Origin of the sequence: Paenibacillus oryzisoli (assembly GCF_050467285.1) — a bacterium.
GTDB lineage: Bacteria > Bacillota > Bacilli > Paenibacillales > NBRC-103111 > Paenibacillus_E > Paenibacillus_E oryzisoli_A.
The window spans coordinates 200,850-219,691 of the sequence record NZ_JBCMUN010000001.1 but is presented as its reverse complement, the minus strand read 5'-3'; the positions used below and the strand labels follow the sequence as shown (position 1 = coordinate 219,691).

Here is an 18,842-nt window from a genome sequence, read left to right as displayed (position 1 = left end):
CCTCCTCCCGATAGATTCATCATACCGATTCGGCCGAGGCGCGGCATTAATTTTCCCAACACCTTTTTTCGAAATCTCAACATCACTCTCCATTTATCAATCAAATATGGTACTATGATCGTATTATCCGCTATCAAAAAACGAACCTTTCGAGGTGACTATGCATCCACAAATCCTGCACTTTATTGCCCCGCCCATCCCTTATTTCCTGGATTTCGGAAGCGCTTTCTATCAAGCTGGCGATCTCCATATTTCGCGGAATCAAATCGGTACCTTCGACTTAATCATTGTGACCAAGGGCACGATTTACATCGGAGAAGGCAAGCATAACTGGACGGTGAAGCAGCATGAAGCCATCATTCTCCGTCCGGATCTCAACCATTACGGAACAGCCCCCTGCACACAGGAGACTGAAATTATATGGATTCATTTTCACACCCACGGGGCCTGGGGCGAATATGCCGATATGAATGCCTGCCTGGAAAATCAAGCCGAACTGATCAACAATCATCGAACAACCGCATTCCTGAACCATGCCGAGGTCAACTCCATTTTCATCCCCAAATATATGAAGCTGACGCCAAAAGCGTTTGAGCTTGCAGCCTATTTTTTCCAACTCGAAGATGAGTCCCGTTCCGTGCGCAACTGGCGCAAGCAAAACGCGTTCCAGCTCTTCCTGCAGCACATTAGCCGGGAGCTGATCGCGACGACGGATATGACGGCTTTTCACCTGGCGGAGAAGGTTGAGCTGTTCATTCGCCAGAACTATATGAAAAAAATCTCAAACGCGACCTTCCAGGAGCAGCTGAACTATCATCCGAATTACTTGGCGAAATGCATGCTGAAAGTGTTCGGCATGACGCCGATCGACTTTCTCCTGCAGTACCGCATCGAGCAGGCGAAAAAGCTGCTGATCCAGACCAATTGGTCCATGACGAAAATCGCAGAGGAGTGCGGCTTTCAGCATGCGTCGTATTTCTCTTATTGTTTTTCGAATAAAGAGGGGATTTCACCGCTTAATTTTCGGAAGAATTTTACGGGGCAAGGGTAGAGGGGGCAGGGCTGTTCGGGGGTGTTGTCAGGTTAGCATAACCTGATGACAAGAAGAGCCAGACGACGTCAAGCTACTAGAGCGGCTTGGCGTGTCCATGAACTGGAAAACCTCCAGTTCGTTTCGTCTGGAAGCGGCTCTGGTGTTAGCTGAACTGGAAAATCTCCAGTTCATTTCAGCAGTTTGAAGTGAATTGCCCCTGCAAGGGCAAATGAACTGGAAGGATTCCAGTTCAGCACCCCGATTGAGGCGAAAACGCAAAAATGAACGGGAGAAATTCCAGTTCATTGGAGGAGCAGCGCGCAGGTGGGCGGCGGCGAGTACGGCGACGGCGGCGCGGTGGACGGTGGGCGGCATGCATGCCTCATATGTCAGGTTAAGACAGCTGCATGTTGGCTTCATTTGCTTAACCTGACACCATTGGGGTGTTCCGGGGTGCCGCGGTTGTCTAACGGTTGCCCTGGCGCCTATTTGGCGCTAAATGCCACGTTTCCAGGGCTAACGGTTGCAGCAGCGGCTATTGGGGCGAAATCGGCCTGGTTTCGCTGGTTTTTTAGCAAATTAGCGCTGTCACAACCGTTACAAGTTGGAATGACGTATTTTCAGCGAAATAGGAGCTGTGGCAACCGCTACACATAAAAATCGAATGGGAGGTCATAGCGACGCTTCGAGGGTATGCGCTGCGGATATGCGAAAACAGACCGTTCGATGAACGGTCTGCATGGTTTCATTGAGCGAAGCGTCGTTAACTCCCTGCTTCAGTCAGCAATTCATTTATTTTGTCCTTAACCTGACTGATGATCGTTTCATTGACTCGACCAAATTTTTTCACTACGATCTGCTTGGATAACGTATACACCTTATCGGCCCTTATTCCCGAATCAGTCTTTAGTTGCCCTTGCTCTAAATCGTTCGTGGTTAAATGAATAAGATAAGTACGATCGGACAAATTGGAAGTGATACCAGCTACCACGATATCCTGTTGAGATCCATTAAATACGGAATTGGACAAAACGAGCACAGGCCTTTGCTTCTTAGACGACAAATCGCTGAATGGGAACGGAATTAACAAAATATCTCCTTGTTTATACATCATTCCATACCTCATCATCAATAGGGTTGTTCCAGAAATCAGTACTAGTTGCGCTAGCTTTTTCAAGATCATGGAAAGACTCGCGCTCCCGTTTCATCTTTAAATAGCCGATAAAATCAATAACTTCAACTGCATCTTGCTCAGGGATTTCATCAATTAATTTTTTTAGTTCCTCTCTGTTCACGCTCATCCTGGATCAACCACCCTTCCTTCGTGATACCGAATTCTCCATATATCTTATTATACCATGCCAAGCAATGTTCAGACACGCCAAAAAGGCTGCCTCCAGAGTTCACCCCCTCCGAAGACAGCCCCTTCACCTACGTGCGGGCGGCTTTCACCCACACCATCATTTCGCCCGATCCGCGGTTGCCCCACGCGTAATACGGAATAAACGTGGACATGACTCGGCTTTGCGCCCATGCTTTATGCGGCGCATACAAGTGCGCGCCCTCAGCCGGCACCTCCGTGCGCAGCGCCTCCACGCGGATCGTCGATAGGCCGTCCAGCAGATACGGATCGTACTCGACCGTAAACGCGGCCTCTCTGTCAATCTCCAGCAAGTGGAGATGACTCCCGTTATCCGCCTCCTCGAGGCAATAGAGAAACGGACCGCGCTGCAGCGCGACTTTCCCTGCGTTTTGGCGGACGAGCGGATGGCTCTGGATCAACTGCACCTGCATGTTGAACAGCAGTTCGAGCCGATCGCCCGACTGCCACGCCCGCGTTAGGTACGCGTAGCCGTCCCGCACATCATCTGGCAAGTATATCGTGCCGTTCAGCCGATACACCACGTCTTCACACCATGCAGGAACTCGGAAAGCCAAAGTAAAAGGCCCCGCAGCTCCGATATCTTGTATGCTTAAACTTACAACCCCGTCAGACGTGTACCCGGAATCCTGCTGAATCCTCACCGGCTGGCCGTCGATACGCAACTCCGCTTCACCCCCGATATACAGGTGAACATACAGCGTATCCCCCCTGGCCGTATACACATAATGGTTCAGCGAAGCTAACAGACGTGCGATATTCGGCGGGCAGCAGGAGCAGCCGAACCACGGCTGGCGCTGGATTTTGACGTGCCCATAAATCGGATTGACCTCATTCGCCTTCGGATGCACCTCCAGCGGATTCACATAGAAGAAATGTTTGCCGTCCATCGCCATGCCGCCGAGCACCGTATTGTACAGCGCCCGCTCCAGCACGTCGGCGTACTCACCCTTAGGCTCATTCTCCAGCATCCTCCGGGCAAAAAAGATCAGGCCGATCGACGCGCACGTCTCGCCATACACTGTATCGTTCGGCAGATCATAGTCGATCGTGAACGACTCTCCATACGCCATCGCCCCGATCGCTCCGGTAATGTACATCTGCTTGTGCACGATGTTCGCCCACAGCTTGCGGCACGCCTCCAACAGGCTCGCATCTCCCGTCACCCCAGCCACGTGCGCCATGCCTGTACACATGTACACCAACCGAACTGCATGACCGACGGCCGTGTCCTGTTCCCGAACCGGCAGGTGCGACTGACTGTATTTTAAGTCGAACGCCATGTTCAGCTCCTTGAAATGCACCTTGTTCTCGCGCTTCTCGTACTCTTGCGCATAGAAGCTCGGCTGCCGCCCCCGCTCATCGAGGAAAAACTGGCTCAGTTTCACATACTGCTCGTTGCCGGTCACTTCGTACAGCTTCATCAGCGCCAGCTCGATCTCCTGATGCCCGTCATAGCCCTGCAGCTTCTCCGGCTCGCTGCCGAACACCGAATCCACGTAGTCTGCATACCGGCAGCATACATCGAGCAGCTTGCGCTTCCCCGTCGCCTGAAAGTAAGCGACACCCGCTTCGATCAAGTGGCCCGCACAGTACAACTCGTGGCATTCCGCCAGGTTCGACCAGCGGTGCTCCGGTTCCTTGAGCGTAAAGTACGTATTCAAATACCCGTCCGGCTGTTGAGCTTGGGCCAGCAGCTCGACGACATCGTCCGCAATGGCTTCCAACCCCGGATCCGGCTGCACGCTGAGCATATAACTGGCGGCCTCCAACCATTTGTATACGTCACTGTCCTGGAACACCATGCCGCCGAACATACCCGCTTCCTGCCCTGCCGCAATGCGGAAGTTCCGAATCGCATGGCTCGGCTCAGCGTCCTCGATCCCATCGTTAAGCGCCTCCCATTGATAGGGCAGCACAACCTCCTTCACCAACCGGATATAAGGTGACCAAAAGCTGTCCTCAATCCGAACCTTCCCTGTTTCCAGCCGTATATCCTTCATTTGCTTCGACATCGCACAGCACCGCTTTCATTTACGTTTATTTCGTCGGCATAGATCCGCGGAATCAATTTTTTAATCCAGTTAACGTAATTCCCTCTACAAAATATTTCTGACCAATCAGGTAAAAAATGACACCTGGCGCAAAGGACAGGCATGTGGCTGCCATCGTTAACGCCCAATCTTGCTTTAATTGACCTTTAAAATTGGTAAGGCCGAGTGCGATCGTGTATTTATCGCTCGAATTAATGTAAATCATCTGTTGGAGCAAATCGTTCCACAAGCCGATGAAAATAAACAAGGCGACAACGATCATTGCAGGCTTGATGGCCGGCATAATAATGCTGAACAAAATGCGGAAGTACCCGGCGCCGTCAATCGTTGCCGCTTGATCGAGCTCTCTCGGGATCGAGACAATGAACTGCCGAATCAGAAAGATATTAAACGCGCCGCCGCCGCAAAAATAGGGCAAAATCAACGGCAGATAGCTGTCATTGAGCCCCAGTCCCCGCGTCCAGCCGATATACAGGGGAATGAGCGTAACCATGGCCGGCAAGAGCATAGAACCGATGCAAAGGGCCCAGAGGAACTGTTTGCCCTTGAACCGCAGCCTCGCAAACGCATAGCCGCACAAGGTAGCTGTGAACGTCCCTCCCAAACAGGAAGGCACGATAATGATCATCGTATTCCATAAATACTTCCAAAATTTAAAAATCTTCAATGTCTTTTCATAATTGGAAAACAGCCAATTGTTCGGCATGAGTGACGGCGGATATTGATAGATCTCGGGATTCGTCATCAAAGACGTACGGAATATCCACCAGATCGGGAAAAGCACGATAAGGGCAAAGATGATGACGACGATAAGCGCAAGCGCGTTCATCGTGCGTTCACTGCGTTTCTTGCTTTTAAAAGTGGCATATGCGACTTCGCTCATTGATCGTCGTCTCCTTCGGAAAAGATCCACCGTTTCGACGTTTTGAATAAAACGGCAGTAAACGCAGCCAGGATGGCAAAAATAATAAAGGTCGTCGCACAGGCATAGCCCAGCTTGTAATTGACGAAAGCCTGATCATACATCAGATATGTCATGAATCGGGAAGAGTTGCCCGGTCCCCCATTGGTCAGCGCAAGGGCCGGCGTCACGACTTGGAGATTTGCGATCAGGCTCAGCAACAGGTTGTAAAAGATGATCGGCGTCATACAAGGCAAGGTGATATGCCGGAAGCGGTTCCACCCGTTCGCACCATCCATTTCGGCCGCTTCATGATAGACGCTTGGCACGTTTTGCAGCCCCGCCAGAAAAATGACAATCAAGTTCCCCGACAACCAGACCGCAATCAAGGAAAGAGAAGGAACGACGTAGTTGGAGTCCGCGATAAAGAGAATTTTGTTCAATCCGATTTCAGAGAGAAGGTAGTTGAAGAAACCAAAATTCGCCTCGTAAAGCCACGACCAGCCTACATAGATCGCAGCGGCAGGCAAAACGAAAGGCACATAGAATACAGCTCTGAAAAAGCCTCTTGCCGGAATTTTACGGTTCAACAGCATCGCGATGAAAAGGGAATAGATCATACTGCCGGCTACGGATAAAAACGCGAAGTAGAGCGTCGCTATAATGGAATCCTTAATATAAGGATCCGTGGTAAACAGCGCGATATAATTGCTGAAGCCGATAAATTCAGGGCTTTTTAACCCCGTCCAATTCGTCATACTAATACCTAGCACGCCAAGAAGAGGCAGATAGGTAAGAAAGATCAATCCGACTATTGCCGGAATCAAGCATATATAAGCAACGCGTGCCTCGCCGGCAAAAAAGCGGGAACGGCGCCGCAGAGGTTTATTCAAGGTTTCCATATGTTGCTCCCCACCTCATTGTTGAAGGATAACCGCCGCTTACTCGTTCTGGGCAGTCGGCGGTATCCGTCCTATCCGTTATTTTTTGCCTTTATTGGCTGCTTTCAAAGCTTCGAGATTTTTGGAAATGGCGTCCTTGGCGGAAGTTTTTCCGGTCCAGACATCCCCCAGAACCGATCCCAGCAAGGTATTAAAGTCCGTCGTATGATTCGTATAGAACCAGGAAGCAGGTCTCGCGGCCGAAGATTGCGCATAATCGACGACAGCCGACTTGTATTCGTTATACGGAGGGAAGTTCGGATTATCGACCCATTTATGCGTCAGTGTTTCATCCGTATACCACTTTTTCAGCGTTGGCATCCAAATGCCCGACGAGATGAGTCCCCAGTTATTTTCCTCGGCATTGTACCATTTTAGCCATTCCATCGCCTCTTTCGGATGCTTGGTCTGGGAGAAGACGACATTGGCACCGCCCGTGTTGAGCGTCACCTTTTCCTTCATGTAAGGCAGCACGGCTACGCCATATTTCAGTCCTGCCTCCTTGGCCGCATTCAAGCTCGTTCCTACGTTCCACGCGCCGTTCGTCGCCATGGCAACCGTTCCTGCAATGAGGGTACGCTGTACGCCATCATCCGTCTGTCCAACGGACAACGGCGCAACATGGTCTTTCAAGTACAGATCCGCGACTTTCTGAATCGCTTCCATGCTGGCGTCTTCCCCGATTCTCACCGCTGTCCCGTCACCCGAGTAGAAACCGCCGCCATTGCTAAGCGCCCAGGTTTCCAACTGCCATGGCAAATTTTCGACGGATGCGCCATACTGCTTAATGCTCTGCGGATTAAAGCCAGCCTCGTCAGGATGCTTGCCATTCTTGTCGACCGTCAGTTTCTTCGCCGTGGCTACGAATTCGTCCCATGTCCATGCTTTATCCAAGGCAGATGGCGGATAAGGGACCTTCGCTTTGTCAAACATGTCTTTGTTGTAATAAAGAAGGAGGATTTCATTGGCAGCGGCATAGGCTACGGTTTTGCCTTGATATTTGTAGGCCAGGCTGTCGAGCGGTTTGCTATCGCTTCCCTCGTACATACTGCTGACATCATTCAGCATGCCATCGGAGGACCACTGGATGACGCCATCCTCTTTTAAAATCCCCGTGTCCGGCAATTGGCCTGCCGTTGCCTGTGTATTCAGTTTGGCCATGTAATTTTCCCAAGGAATCGCCTGCACTTTGACTTCGATTCTGTTTTGGGAAGCATTAAACTTGTCGGCCGCTTCTTGGGTCTTGTTTCCTTCCGCCTCGCTCCCCCACATCGCATAGGTAATTTTAACCTTCTCCGTGGAAGATGACGTCGTCGCCGCAGGCGATTTGGAAGCCGCTTCTCCCGTCGGCGATGTGGTTGGATTGTCGTTATTCGTGGAGCATCCGGCCATCACGCCTAAGAGCAAGACCATCGATACGTTAACCAAGAATCCTTTTTTCATTGTCTTCACATGAACCCCTCCATCATTTATCATTCATCGATATGCCGCGATTCCTCCCGCGTTGGCGGGGCATATTTCATCTGTCCATTTTTTAGAGTTTTTTCAAAAATGATTCTTTTATGTAAGCGCTACAATTGAATTATAGCTTAACATTTGCTGTTTGACGACAAAGGATCTCAACCTCTTTTTTAGAAATCTCAACCTCTATATCTGAGCAATTGCACCAACAATCGTAAAAAGAAAACGAGCCAACACCATTTAGGCATTGACTCGATGTGGTTCCTGATTTCTTTACTTATTCAATCGCTTATTCGAACAGCTTCTTGAGCAGACACTCAGCCAACGCATCGTCTGTCAGCGGCTCCCTGTGGGTATTCTCCAGATAGATATGCTTCTCCGTCTCAGGCATCAAATATTGCTTGTACCACAAGAAGAAATCTGGACTATCTCCATGCACTCGGAGGAATCGGCGAAGTGTGTCCACATTCCACGCGGTGCTTTCCAGGTTGGTTAGCCAATCCGCCCGATAAAAGTCCGCCCATTTGCCCCGTTCCGAGTTGCGCAGAGCTGCAACCCCGCGCTGATAAGCCCAAAGGGAGCGTGAGACCAGAACGAAAGCTTGTGGAAGCTGCCGCATGTTGTAGGCTTCAAAGGCTTTCCCCAGCCACATCAGCCCCTCACTGCCCGCATGATGCAGCTCGCCGTGGAACCTGAGCTGGTCTATTACCTGCTGTCGCTGGTTCTCCTCGCTTAACTTGGCCAACAGCTCATCGCATTGCGCCAGCCAGTGTCCCCAGCTTTCTAAGCCATAGGCACCGCGCTCGCCGAAATAGCGAACCTGTTCAGCAAAAGGGACGTCGCCTGCCGCCCATTGAAGTCTTCGATCCGCCTGATCTCCGTCACCACGCAGCCAATGGCCGATAATGATGCGAGCGGGATGATGATAGAACTCATCCCCGGCCAGATCATCTTCAAAGGGGCCATAGGGAATGGACGCCTCCGCATAGATCCGGTACAAATCAGCGATCTCGCTTTGGTAAGCCGGGAAATAGCGTTGTACGAAGGCAGCGCGATGCGCTTCCACATCCACGGTTCCCTGCTGCCACAGCTCCCGCAGCACATCCAGGGTGTACACATGCGGACGAATATTGCCGCTGTTGACCAATACGTATTCTGTGGCCCTAGCGTTAAACGCCTTCTCAACTTCCTCTTTCACGTACTCGGCGGAGCCCGGATACAAGGTCAAGTGATTAGATGCTTGCAGATCGTGAAACGTCACATGATAATAAATCCCGTGCTTGCCTGGCGCGCCCTCTTCAGGCAGCGCAGGGATGCGCAAATTTTCGTTCCCATTTCGGCGGCTGACCATGGTGCCATAGCCATTGTCCGCCCATATTTGAATCACCCCTTCGGGCACTGAGATATGACCGCCTTTATACAGCTCTGATATTTCACCATACAAAGCCACGCAGCAAATAGGATCCGCAACTTCGCTCTTGATCATTTCATGCTGCCTCTGGATGACCTTGCTGATCATGGCTCCCCGCTTTTCCGGCGTATCAAAAGAAGGGTCATGCTTCCAGAACGGACTGTCCCCTTGACCACGGAAGGAAAGCACCCACACGATCTTTTTATCCTTCTGCTTCTGGATCGCCTCCGCCCAAAGGGCTTCGAATAGCTCCGGTTCCTGTTGGTAGCTGGCTTGCCTATCCGGATGCGCCCGCGAGAACATCTCCGCTCCCAATGGCTCTGCGTGATGGTGCGTTACCCACAGTCCCATTTCCGCCGCCAATTCGTTATGAATGCCATGCTTGGGAAGATCCGTACCGGGAATAACCATATTCCCGCCGCATCGGAGCAATGTCTCAAAGACCGGCTGCCATACTTCACGGGTTGGCGGATATTCCTCCTTCCAACCAATTAAACATACCTCATCGTTGACAAACCAGCCCCTAAACCGGACGAAAGCCGCCGGCGATACATAATCCTCAGTAGATACGTCAATACGGCTCTTCCGCTCCGGCAGTGCATCTGTCCAGAACCAGAAGGGATGTACACCGAGATATTGCTCGCTGTATGCGAGCATGCCGTAGACAAGCCCCAGCTCATCTCCTGCCACGATGTGAAGCTCCACGGAATCCCTGTTCTCCACGAACCGGAAGCAGAACGCCTCCGGCCGTTCAGGACAGCGGTCTTCAAGCTCCGCATAACGAATCACAACGTCAGCCGCTTCTCCCTCCTTCGTTACAACTGCCGGATGTCCTCCCAGTACCCGCTCATGGTCTCGTTTCACCATTTCCCACGCATAGCGAACAGCGGATGGCGGATCTTCCACAATGCGATAGGTTGTATGCTGATCAATCGTAAATTTCATTGTACAAGCTCACCCTTTCAACGATCCCAGCAGCATGCCTTTGTTAAAATGCTTTTGAAGAAACGGATAAATGATCATCATCGGCAGAGCCGAGACAACAATTGCCGCCATCCGGACACCCGGCGTGTAAGTGATCACTTGATCCATTAGCGTGGCGCTGCCGTCCAGCGAATCGTTTAATACAAGCATTTGACGCAAGAACACCTGCAAGGGCCATTTGTCCGAATTGTTCAAATAAATGACAGCAGAGAAATACGTATTCCAATACCCCACCATATAAAACAATACAAAAGTAGCTATGGAAGCCATCGACAGCGGCAGCATAACTCGGAAAAACATTCGCCACTCTCCGCAGCCATCCACACGCGCGGACTCCTCCAGTTCGTAGGGCAGCGAGGAAAAGAAGCTGCGCATGACGATCGCGTAGAAGGGGGAAATCGCCCCCGGAAGCCACATGGACCAGTACGTATCAATCATGCCGAACTGTTTGATTACCAGGTAGGTCGGGATCAGACCTCCTGAGAACAGCATTGTGAATACAATCATGAAATTAATGATGTTTCTTCCTTTAATCCACTTCTTCGATAACCCATAGGCCATGAACGTGGTTGCTGTTATGCTGATTGCGGTACCCACGACGGTAACGACAATGGCGTTGACAAAGCTCCTGGCGAAGTCGTCGTTAGCTAACAGATACAAATAGGCATCCATCGTCCATTCTCTTGGAATAATGAAGAAACCTCTTGTTAAATACTCCTTCTCCGTAGCGAAAGAAGTCATCAAAACATAAAGCAGGGGGAACAAGATAAATGCTCCCCAGACGACGAGTACAGCATAGATGAGGATATCGAAATACCGCTCATTCCCGGATAGACGCCGAATGTTCATTAATATACGCCCTCCTTGCCGGCACGCTTGGCAATCATATTGGCCGAAAGCACCATCACAAGTCCTACAACCGATTTGAACAAACCGACAGCCGTTGTATAACTGAATTCGCCTTGCTGAACGCCAATCCGGTAGATATAGGTGTCAAACACGTCAGAAACCGATAGATTCAGCGGATTTTGCAGCAAGAAGATATGCTCAAAGCCAATATCGATAAAGCTGCCTAGACGGAGGATGAAAAGCGTGAGAATCACACCGCCAAGTGACGGCAGCGTAATGTGCCATATTTGTCTCCAGCGATTGGCGCCATCCATGACTGCAGCTTCATAGAGCGTGGGATCAATCGCGGAAAGAGCCGCCAAATAGATGATTGCGCTCCAGCCAACTTCTTTCCATATGTTCTGGAGCAGCCAGATAAAGCGAAAATGATCAGGATCATTTAACCCTTGATAACGAGGAAGACCAATAGAATCCAGAAAAAGATTAACCCCGCCGGATTCCCCTGCAAACAGAACAATCGTAAGTCCTACGACTACAATCATCGAAACGAAGTGAGGCAGATACACGACGGTTTGCATGGTCGACTTGAACCATTTCATCCGAACTTCGTTAAGAATCAGCGCAAACACGATTGGCGCCGGAAAATAAAAGCAGATATCAATGAGATTGAGAAGGAGCGTATTCTTTAGAAGCGTCACAAACTGTTGTTCAGTAAATAAACGAACGAAATGATCGAACCCCACCCACTGGCTTCCCCAAATGCCCTTAAACGGACTGTACTTTTGAAAAGAGATGACGATTCCGAACATCGGCAAATATTTAAAAAGAACGATTGCCAAAAATCCCGGCAGTATCATTAAATAAATGGGAAAAGCTCGCTTCATATACTGAGCGGCGGAGGAAGAAGCCCTCGGTACGCTGGCCGCTTCCAATTCGCTAACGGACTTCATAACAGTTCCGCCTTTCTTGTTAAAAAGTGGTCGGCCGCAGCAGATGCGGCCGACATATCCTTCCTTATTTCACGCCGTATTTGGCGTAAGCGTCGTTCATTTCCTGGATGATCTTATCACCGCCGTTCGCTTTCCATGCCGCGATGGCTTTGTCGATGCTGTCAACAGGCTCTTCACCGATCACGATTTTAAGCTGCGTTTCCTTAAACTTCGTATCAAGATCATTCCATTTTTGATTATAAGTCTCGGAATAAATCTCCAAACCGCCCGAATCGTTTCGATAAGGATATTTGGCATTGTTATTGTTATAAGTTTCATCAAACTTGGCAATCGCAGGATCGGTCCATCTGAAATTCCCAAGATTCGCATCCGCTCTTTTGAAGAACCAGTTATTTAAGATACGCGGAAGATCCGTATCAACTAGCGGTGTCGCTGCAAATTTCCCATCTGCCGATTTCGTATAATGGACACCTTCTATCCCACTTTTCATGATGTCCGTGCCTTCATCGGTCACCCACCAATCAAACATCTCCAAAATACGTTGCTGCTTCTTGGCATCAATTTTGCCATTGATGACCACTTTGCTCGTGCCAATCAGATTACTCGGATTCCCTCTGAGACCCGATGGCCCGACCGGCGGCGAAAGCTGGATAAGCTCGGCATTCGGATCGATTTTCTTCAACTTCTCGTTATCTGTCCGCAGTCCAAGAGGGTGGGACGTGTATATGCCTGCTTTACCGCCTTGGAACATTTCGTAAACGTTATTGTATTTTTTGCTCAGGAAGTCTTTGTCCATAATGCCTTCCTGATACATTTTTCTTAAATACCCCAGGAAGTCTTTCTGCTCTTTCGACTGCACATATTGCGGAATCAACTTGCCGTCTACGAGCTTCCAACCATTGGCAAGTCCAAACGCAGTACGCAATTGAAACGTGTTCATGCCCAAATCATTGTCGGTCGCGAAGCCAACGGTGTCTTTCTTCCCATTTTTATCAGGATCATTCAGTGCAAATGCCTTCATAATCTGATAGAATTCGTCCACATTAAACGTGTCTTCCTTCGGCATCGGCAATCCGACATTGCGAATCCAATCCGCCCGAATTTGATAGCTGTCCCGATTTTCAATCTCCCAGAGCGGAATTCCGAACTCTTTATCTTTCGGGTTCAGCAGTTTCCACTGGTTCTCCGGGAACGCCTTGGCCAAATTCGGATATTTGGACAATTGAGGAGCCAAATCCATAAAGATCCCTTCATTTTGCCACTTGGTGAAATTATCCGGCGATACTCGATATACGTCTGGCAAGCTGCCCGACGCAGCCAGCACATTCAACTTATCTTTATACGTAGGACCGTCCGTCCACATGAGCTTCAAATCAATATTGAACTTTTCGTTCAAATACTTGATTGTTGCGTGGTCCTCCTTCCATTTCCCTCCACTCCAGGATTCCGGCATGAAGGTGATGGTCAGCTTTTCTTTTTTGTCGTCTGCCACGCTGGCTTTGTTTGTACTCTGCGCCGTCTGTCCTGCTTGATCGCTGCTGCTTGAGCAACCTGCCAATGCGGACACAATCATCATGCCTGAAAGTAGAAGTGCTGCTTGTTTTCTCAACTCGACCCCTCCTATAAGTAACTTCGATTTCATTGTAGCGGACAAATAGCGCTTTGATTTTTCACATTTTTATGCTTTGTTATCTAATCTTACTCTTTTGAATGGAACACGGATCGATACGACAGTTCCTCTCTCTGGAAAAGAATCCAGGCTGATTCCATACCCCACACCATACTGCAGGACCAGGCGTGCATGCACGTTGGCTAAGCCAAGCGAATCTCTTGCCGCATAATAACCGGCTGTTTGCTGTTCGGCAACATCGGACAGCGAAGCGCGAAGACCTTCAAGTTTATCGCTCTGGATGCCTGGGCCGTTATCCGCCACCTCGATGATCAAGTCATTGCCCTCATCAAAGGCATTGACCAGAATGTTGGCATTGCCATTCAGCGGCTCCACCGCGTATTTCACAGCGTTCTCCACGATCGGCTGGAGGGATAGCTTGACTACACGGGCTTCCATAAACTTTTCATTTACGTAAATTTTACTAAGAAAATTTTGTTTGAAACGGATATCAATAATTTCCAAGTATTTGCTTAAATGATCGATTTCCTCGCGAAGTGTCACTTCCAGCGGCTCCAGCTTGGCCGTATATCGAAAGAACGAGGCCAAATTCACGGCAATCTTTTCAATTCTAGGTACTTCCTCAAGAAAAGCGATGCTCCGAATAATATCGAGTGTGTTGTAGAGAAAATGAGGATTGATCTGCCCTTGGAGCGCTTTAATCATGGCGTCTTTCTGTCTGACCTCCAGCTGCATTTCCCGTAATTGATAACGGTACACGTCATCAATCAGCTCCCGCAGTCGGCTAATCATCTGACTAAAACTGCGATTCAGACTCTGTAATTCATCTCTTCCGGGATGAAATTCAACCTGAACGTCCAGGTTGCCCCGTTCAACTTCATTCATGACCCTCTTGAGCCGAACTACAGGCTCCATGAGCCGCCTTGTCAACATTGGCACAACCAGAATTACGATGACAAAAAGGAATAGAAGTACGATCAGTACTGACTCGGTAGCTGCCTTCAACCCCGTTGCCATTTCTTGCAGGGGAACAATGGCGATGATCCGCCAACTTGTAAACGCCGATTCGGTAAAAGTAATCAAGAAATCCATCTTGCCAACCGTTTGCAGCGAATCTCGTTCAGTTAACTGGACATTATTTAACGGCGTTTGGGAGACCGGTTTTCCAAGCAGGTTGGTGTCTGGGTGATACACGATCGTATCGGCTGCTGACACAATAATGAAGGTGCCGGTTTGGCCAATTTTCGTCTTGGCCATAATTTCGTTGACTTCGTCCAAAGACAAATTAATGACCAATCTTCCGATCATCCTCGTGTTCTCTGTGCTGAAAACGGGAACGACTAAAGAAATAATGGGGACCTGGTAGGGGAAGGACTCGTACGTGGGAATGACCACCATTTTATCCGTTACTGGCAGTTGCAACCAAGGTTCATCTTTCCGAAACTCCAATTGCCCATTAGAAGAAATGATCTCTCCGTCTGTCTTCATCAGCACAAGACTTTCAATTTCAGAATAATTAATAGCAATATGCCTTCTCAAAATATCTTCAATTAACAAACGATTGGTTGAGGTCAACTCTGACTTGCCTGACATCCAATTTTGGATCAGACCGGCTTCCTGATTCGTATTAATGTTCGCCGAAGGAAGCGGTCCAGCGACCGTTACGGAGGTAGATCGAATTAATTGCTTAAAATATCGATCAATTTGATTGTTAAGACTTGCTGATGAGTTGCTTGCAATGTTATAGAAATCTTGGGTGGTGGCCCTTGTATAATAATGCCGAGCTGATGTTGCAACCGTAATTACGCAAAGCAAGCTGAGTGTCAGAAAGACAGTAATCATCTTCTGTTTAATCGAATAGCGATACATTAACGATCGAATAAAATTCATAGCCCCATCCTCTTCCGGAATTCATTGGGGGAAACGCCTACTGCGTTTTTAAACACCCGGATAAAATAAGGCTGGGTTGCAAATCCGACTTGTTCGGCGATTTCATAATTTTTCAGCTGCGTCTCCAAGAGAAGTTCCTTCGCCTTATCGACGCGCACCTCCTGAATGTACTGGACTAAAGTTCGTCCTGTGCTTCTTTTAAACCAGGAGCTGAAGTGAGAGATGCTCATATTGGCAAATCGGGCCATTTCAGTTAAGGAAATGTCCTTCTTGTAGTGAGCATGGATATATTCGCAGACTTTCTTCGAAAGCTGGTTAGTAGTCACAGCGTTCTGCTGGGAAGCGTTCATCATGAACATCAGCGTCAACTGATTAAAGTAACGGAGAATTTCAGTATCTACGGCATCTTCCTGCAAGGAAGGGACGACGACTTCGGGAGACAGTTCTTTAACGAATGAGGTCAATTTCCATTCGAACAGGCGAAGCAGATTCACCTTCGCAGCCGGATTGAGATAGCGCAGATTCAAGACGGAATCAATCAGATCGGACATTTTTCTGGCAGTCGTTTGAGGAGCTATCTCGGCATAGCTGTTAACCAGCTGCTGGAAGCGAGACATATATTGGTTAATTTCTCTCAGATTGAGCATATCCTGCTCCGATCTGCGCAGCGCTTCCTTGAGTTGGTCCATATCCACCGGCTTGAGTAAATATTGGGAAACCCCATAATCAATGGCTTTCTGGGCGTATTGGAAGTTATCGTACCCGCTAATGATGATATAAGTCATGGGAATGCCGTGTTCCTGAATTTTTTTGATTAACGAGAGCCCGTCCATCTGCGGCATCATAATATCCGTGATCAGCACAGTCGGCCATTGCTCTTGCACAAGCGCCCATGCTTCTTCCCCGTTCGTCGCTTCCGACACCGTGAACTGTTCTTCGCCAAGTCTATTCAGCATTTCAACAATCGAGCCGCGAATCCATGGCTCATCTTCCGCCACAAGAATATGGTACATTACGTATCACCTCAAATATCTTTATTTCATAATTGTAGCAGATAAAAATTATCTTATTTTACAAATTGTTATCCGATTTTCCACAGAGAATGCAGAAAGGCTGGTCCGCATTGGGACCAGCCGGGATTAGGACAGTGCCGCTTTCGCGGCCTGCAGATTGAACCTGCGTTACTGCAGCACATACGTCAATTCGCTGCCGTCGTACTCGAGCTTGATCCGTCCGGACGGTACGGTCATTTCCAGCGTAAACGGCTGCAGATCCGAAGGGAGCTTGGCCTTGCATACGGACTTTTCCCAACCGGCAATCAGCGGCTTGAGCCCAAAAACATCCTCGATCAGCACTGGAATCGGCGAACTGGCCCACGCGTGGCACAGGCTCGTATTCCATTTCTGATCTTTGCCCCAGGCCTCATACGCAGTGGTTGCCCCCTCGCGCAGCATGTTTTGCCAGGAATGCTCGTCGTCCGACATGATCAGCTCGTAGATCATACCGTACTCGCCGGCTTTGGCCAAGCTTTTCAGCACAAAATAAGACATATACACGCCGCAGCTGAATCGCTTGCGACGAATCAAAGCAACAATCGCTGGAACGGCCTCCTCCGGTGCCAGACCGAAGAAGAGCGACAGCACGTTCGCATGCAAGGAGGCATGATCCGTGAACTCGGCATCCGCAAACAAGGCGGCCGCCGGGCGGTAAAAAGCTTGACAGAAAGCCTGCTTTAACGCTGGACGGGCATCGTCATACGCAATCCCTAGAATGTCCTTGATCTCCTGAACGGAGCTGATACAACCGATATAAAAAGCGTTCATCACCGCATGGCAGCCGTCGCTGACAGGCCGAGTGAGCGGAAAGTCGTAGCCGTCCCGCAAATTATCGGGCCAATCTACCAGGTTCCATTTTTCCTTCACATGCTCAAGCAAACCGTCCTCCCGTTGATAGCGGCTGAAATAAGCCACCACTCCTTCCGCATATGGCAGCATCTCCTCCAGAAACGCCCGATCGCCGGTCAGCTTGTAATACGTCAGCAGTTGCATCGGCCATTGGCAGGAGAAATCGGCGATTTCCTGCATCAGATTCCCCGGCACGACCGCCATTAAACCAGGGCAGACAGCGGAACTCAAAGCGAACTCATGAAGCGCCTTCTTCCACATGCGCGGATCGCCGCTCACATACAAGTGGGCATGCCCGATCACCGAGTTGTCGCCGAGGTACTGCCCCTTCTCCCTGCTCGGGCAATCGAGATACGATTCCTGCGTACAGTTACGCACGGCCCGCTCGCAAATATCCCAGATGCCTTGCAGGATAGGATCTTCACTTTTAAAAACGGCATAACGCCCGTCCAACTGCGGGTAATGCCGAACGACCGCCGAAACTGTCCCCGGATCGATCGCTGCCGTGGATGAGATCACTTCGGCATAGCGAAACGTTTTGTATTCATAGTTTTCCAGAACTTGCTCGCCGTCCGACAACGTCCATATTTCTCGATAGTCGCAATTGCACCGCATCTGATACCGTACTGTTCCGTCGGCATTCAATTCTTCGCCACATCTGACTTCGATCTGATCGCCTGCAGCGCCGGAAGCCGTCAGGGAAAGCTGGCCGGTAATCTCCTCTCCGAAGTCGATCAGCAGATGCCCCGCGACAAGCTGTATGACTTGCGCAGGCGAAATGCGATACGTGTCCACCACCGGCGTAGGCTGACAATACAGCGCATAGTCGTGCTGCGCCAAAGGAATAGCATGGTCCCAGCCAGCTTCGTCGTACTCAGGCAAATTCCACCCTGGAACATCGAGCCGGTTATCGATATGTTCTAGATACTGCGTCTCATACCCGACCGTCTCCGCCTGCCCGTCGCCATATTTCCACAGCCGCTTGCATGTCCAGCTGCCATCGCTCTGACATACTACCTCGTCTCCAGCCCTCAGCTCGGCGATGAGTCCCTGCCTCAGATCCCCGCTGCTGTAAGCTCGGTTCACAAGCCCCTGATAGTACACGTGAACTGCAATGACGTTGACCCCTTCGGTCACAAAAGGTGAAATATCCAGCCGATTGTAATAGTAATGGAACCTGTAGTTTTGAGCGGGGCCTTGCGCAACATAGCGGCCGTTCACATACAGCTTGTAATAATCGTCGGCGCTCAGATCCAGCAGGAGCGGAACGTCGCTGCCCGCCGCCCGCTCCAGCTTGAACGCCTTGCGAAACAAGGCGTGATGGTGCTTCAGTTGCACTGGGTGCTCGAACGGCTCCTCGGGAGGAATCGTTTCTTTATACAAAAGGTCAACAGGCTCCATATCCGCAAAATCAGGATGCTGAATCCAGGTCGCAGCCCAAGTTTTATCCATT

General features: G+C 49.8%; 14 protein-coding genes. 1 reads left to right on the top strand and 13 read right to left on the bottom strand.

Going from position 1 to position 18,842, the window contains the following annotated elements; genetic code table 11:
- Nucleotides 1–160 precede the first annotated feature (160 nt).
- Entirely contained in the window at nt 161–1,051 is an 891-nt protein-coding gene (locus ABE504_RS00765; protein WP_430083110.1) for a helix-turn-helix transcriptional regulator, read from the top strand.
- A gap of 745 nt (nt 1,052–1,796) precedes the next feature.
- Here ABE504_RS00765 and ABE504_RS00760 read toward each other — a convergent pair.
- The 13 genes from ABE504_RS00760 to ABE504_RS00700 form a co-directional block, all read right to left on the bottom strand.
- Nucleotides 1,797–2,147 carry a type II toxin-antitoxin system PemK/MazF family toxin gene (locus ABE504_RS00760; RefSeq protein WP_430083108.1) on the bottom strand — a complete coding sequence of 117 codons (351 nt, stop codon included), beginning with the start codon at nt 2,145–2,147 and terminating at the stop codon, nt 1,797–1,799.
- Nucleotides 2,137–2,334 (bottom strand): DUF2281 domain-containing protein, encoded by a 198-nt coding sequence (locus ABE504_RS00755; RefSeq protein WP_430083105.1) that lies wholly within the window; start codon nt 2,332–2,334, stop codon nt 2,137–2,139. Before ABE504_RS00755 ends, ABE504_RS00760 begins: the two co-directional genes overlap by 11 nt.
- Before the next feature lie 130 nt (nt 2,335–2,464).
- Nucleotides 2,465–4,429, bottom strand: a complete 1,965-nt coding sequence (locus ABE504_RS00750; protein ID WP_430083102.1) for a glycoside hydrolase family 127 protein — start codon at nt 4,427–4,429, stop codon at nt 2,465–2,467.
- A 52-nt stretch (nt 4,430–4,481) separates the two neighbouring features.
- Nucleotides 4,482–5,351, bottom strand: a complete 870-nt coding sequence (locus ABE504_RS00745) for a carbohydrate ABC transporter permease (protein WP_430083099.1) — start codon at nt 5,349–5,351, stop codon at nt 4,482–4,484.
- The gene (locus ABE504_RS00740; RefSeq protein WP_430083096.1) at nt 5,348–6,271 is read right to left on the bottom strand and encodes a carbohydrate ABC transporter permease; all 924 of its coding nucleotides are present in this window, start codon (nt 6,269–6,271) and stop codon (nt 5,348–5,350) included. Before ABE504_RS00740 ends, ABE504_RS00745 begins: the two co-directional genes overlap by 4 nt.
- Nucleotides 6,272–6,349: 78 nt before the next feature.
- Nucleotides 6,350–7,753: an ABC transporter substrate-binding protein gene (locus ABE504_RS00735; protein ID WP_430084704.1), complete on the bottom strand. Its 1,404-nt coding sequence runs from the start codon at nt 7,751–7,753 to the stop codon at nt 6,350–6,352.
- 307 nt (nt 7,754–8,060) lie between these two features.
- Nucleotides 8,061–10,127, bottom strand: coding sequence for a glycosyl hydrolase 115 family protein (locus ABE504_RS00730; protein WP_430083093.1), 2,067 nt, complete (start codon nt 10,125–10,127; stop codon nt 8,061–8,063).
- Between the two features lie 9 nt (nt 10,128–10,136).
- A complete protein-coding gene (locus ABE504_RS00725) occupies nt 10,137–11,015 on the bottom strand; it encodes a carbohydrate ABC transporter permease (protein WP_430083090.1) in 879 nt (292 codons plus the stop codon).
- Nucleotides 11,015–11,965 carry an ABC transporter permease gene (locus ABE504_RS00720; RefSeq protein ID WP_430083087.1) on the bottom strand — a complete coding sequence of 317 codons (951 nt, stop codon included), beginning with the start codon at nt 11,963–11,965 and terminating at the stop codon, nt 11,015–11,017. The genes ABE504_RS00725 and ABE504_RS00720 overlap by 1 nt, the downstream gene beginning before the upstream one ends.
- A 64-nt stretch (nt 11,966–12,029) precedes the next feature.
- Nucleotides 12,030–13,574: an extracellular solute-binding protein gene (locus ABE504_RS00715; RefSeq protein ID WP_430083084.1), complete on the bottom strand. Its 1,545-nt coding sequence runs from the start codon at nt 13,572–13,574 to the stop codon at nt 12,030–12,032.
- 69 nt (nt 13,575–13,643) lie between these two features.
- A complete protein-coding gene (locus ABE504_RS00710) occupies nt 13,644–15,485 on the bottom strand; it encodes a sensor histidine kinase (RefSeq protein WP_430083081.1) in 1,842 nt (613 codons plus the stop codon).
- Nucleotides 15,482–16,498, bottom strand: coding sequence for a response regulator transcription factor (locus ABE504_RS00705; RefSeq protein WP_430083079.1), 1,017 nt, complete (start codon nt 16,496–16,498; stop codon nt 15,482–15,484). The genes ABE504_RS00710 and ABE504_RS00705 overlap by 4 nt, the downstream gene beginning before the upstream one ends.
- A gap of 168 nt (nt 16,499–16,666) precedes the next feature.
- Nucleotides 16,667–18,841 (bottom strand): family 78 glycoside hydrolase catalytic domain, encoded by a 2,175-nt coding sequence (locus ABE504_RS00700; protein ID WP_430083076.1) that lies wholly within the window; start codon nt 18,839–18,841, stop codon nt 16,667–16,669.
- Between the last annotated feature and the right edge of the window lies 1 nt (nt 18,842).

Excerpts from the sequence above, each read along its gene's own strand:
- ABE504_RS00760 (WP_430083108.1), bottom strand. The coding sequence starts at position 2,147 with ATGATGTATAAACAAGGAGATATTTTGTTAATTCCGTTCCCATTCAGC.
- ABE504_RS00725 (WP_430083090.1), bottom strand. The coding sequence starts at position 11,015 with ATGAACATTCGGCGTCTATCCGGGAATGAGCGGTATTTCGATATCCTC.
- ABE504_RS00745 (WP_430083099.1), bottom strand. The coding sequence starts at position 5,351 with ATGAGCGAAGTCGCATATGCCACTTTTAAAAGCAAGAAACGCAGTGAA.
- ABE504_RS00705 (WP_430083079.1), bottom strand. The coding sequence starts at position 16,498 with ATGTACCATATTCTTGTGGCGGAAGATGAGCCATGGATTCGCGGCTCG.
- ABE504_RS00700 (WP_430083076.1), bottom strand. The coding sequence starts at position 18,841 with ATGGATAAAACTTGGGCTGCGACCTGGATTCAGCATCCTGATTTTGCG.
- ABE504_RS00710 (WP_430083081.1), bottom strand. The coding sequence starts at position 15,485 with ATGAATTTTATTCGATCGTTAATGTATCGCTATTCGATTAAACAGAAG.
- ABE504_RS00720 (WP_430083087.1), bottom strand. The coding sequence starts at position 11,965 with ATGAAGTCCGTTAGCGAATTGGAAGCGGCCAGCGTACCGAGGGCTTCT.
- ABE504_RS00755 (WP_430083105.1), bottom strand. The coding sequence starts at position 2,334 with ATGAGCGTGAACAGAGAGGAACTAAAAAAATTAATTGATGAAATCCCT.
- ABE504_RS00750 (WP_430083102.1), bottom strand. The coding sequence starts at position 4,429 with ATGTCGAAGCAAATGAAGGATATACGGCTGGAAACAGGGAAGGTTCGG.
- ABE504_RS00735 (WP_430084704.1), bottom strand. The coding sequence starts at position 7,753 with ATGAAAAAAGGATTCTTGGTTAACGTATCGATGGTCTTGCTCTTAGGC.
- ABE504_RS00730 (WP_430083093.1), bottom strand. The coding sequence starts at position 10,127 with ATGAAATTTACGATTGATCAGCATACAACCTATCGCATTGTGGAAGAT.
- ABE504_RS00740 (WP_430083096.1), bottom strand. The coding sequence starts at position 6,271 with ATGGAAACCTTGAATAAACCTCTGCGGCGCCGTTCCCGCTTTTTTGCC.
- ABE504_RS00765 (WP_430083110.1), top strand. The coding sequence starts at position 161 with ATGCATCCACAAATCCTGCACTTTATTGCCCCGCCCATCCCTTATTTC.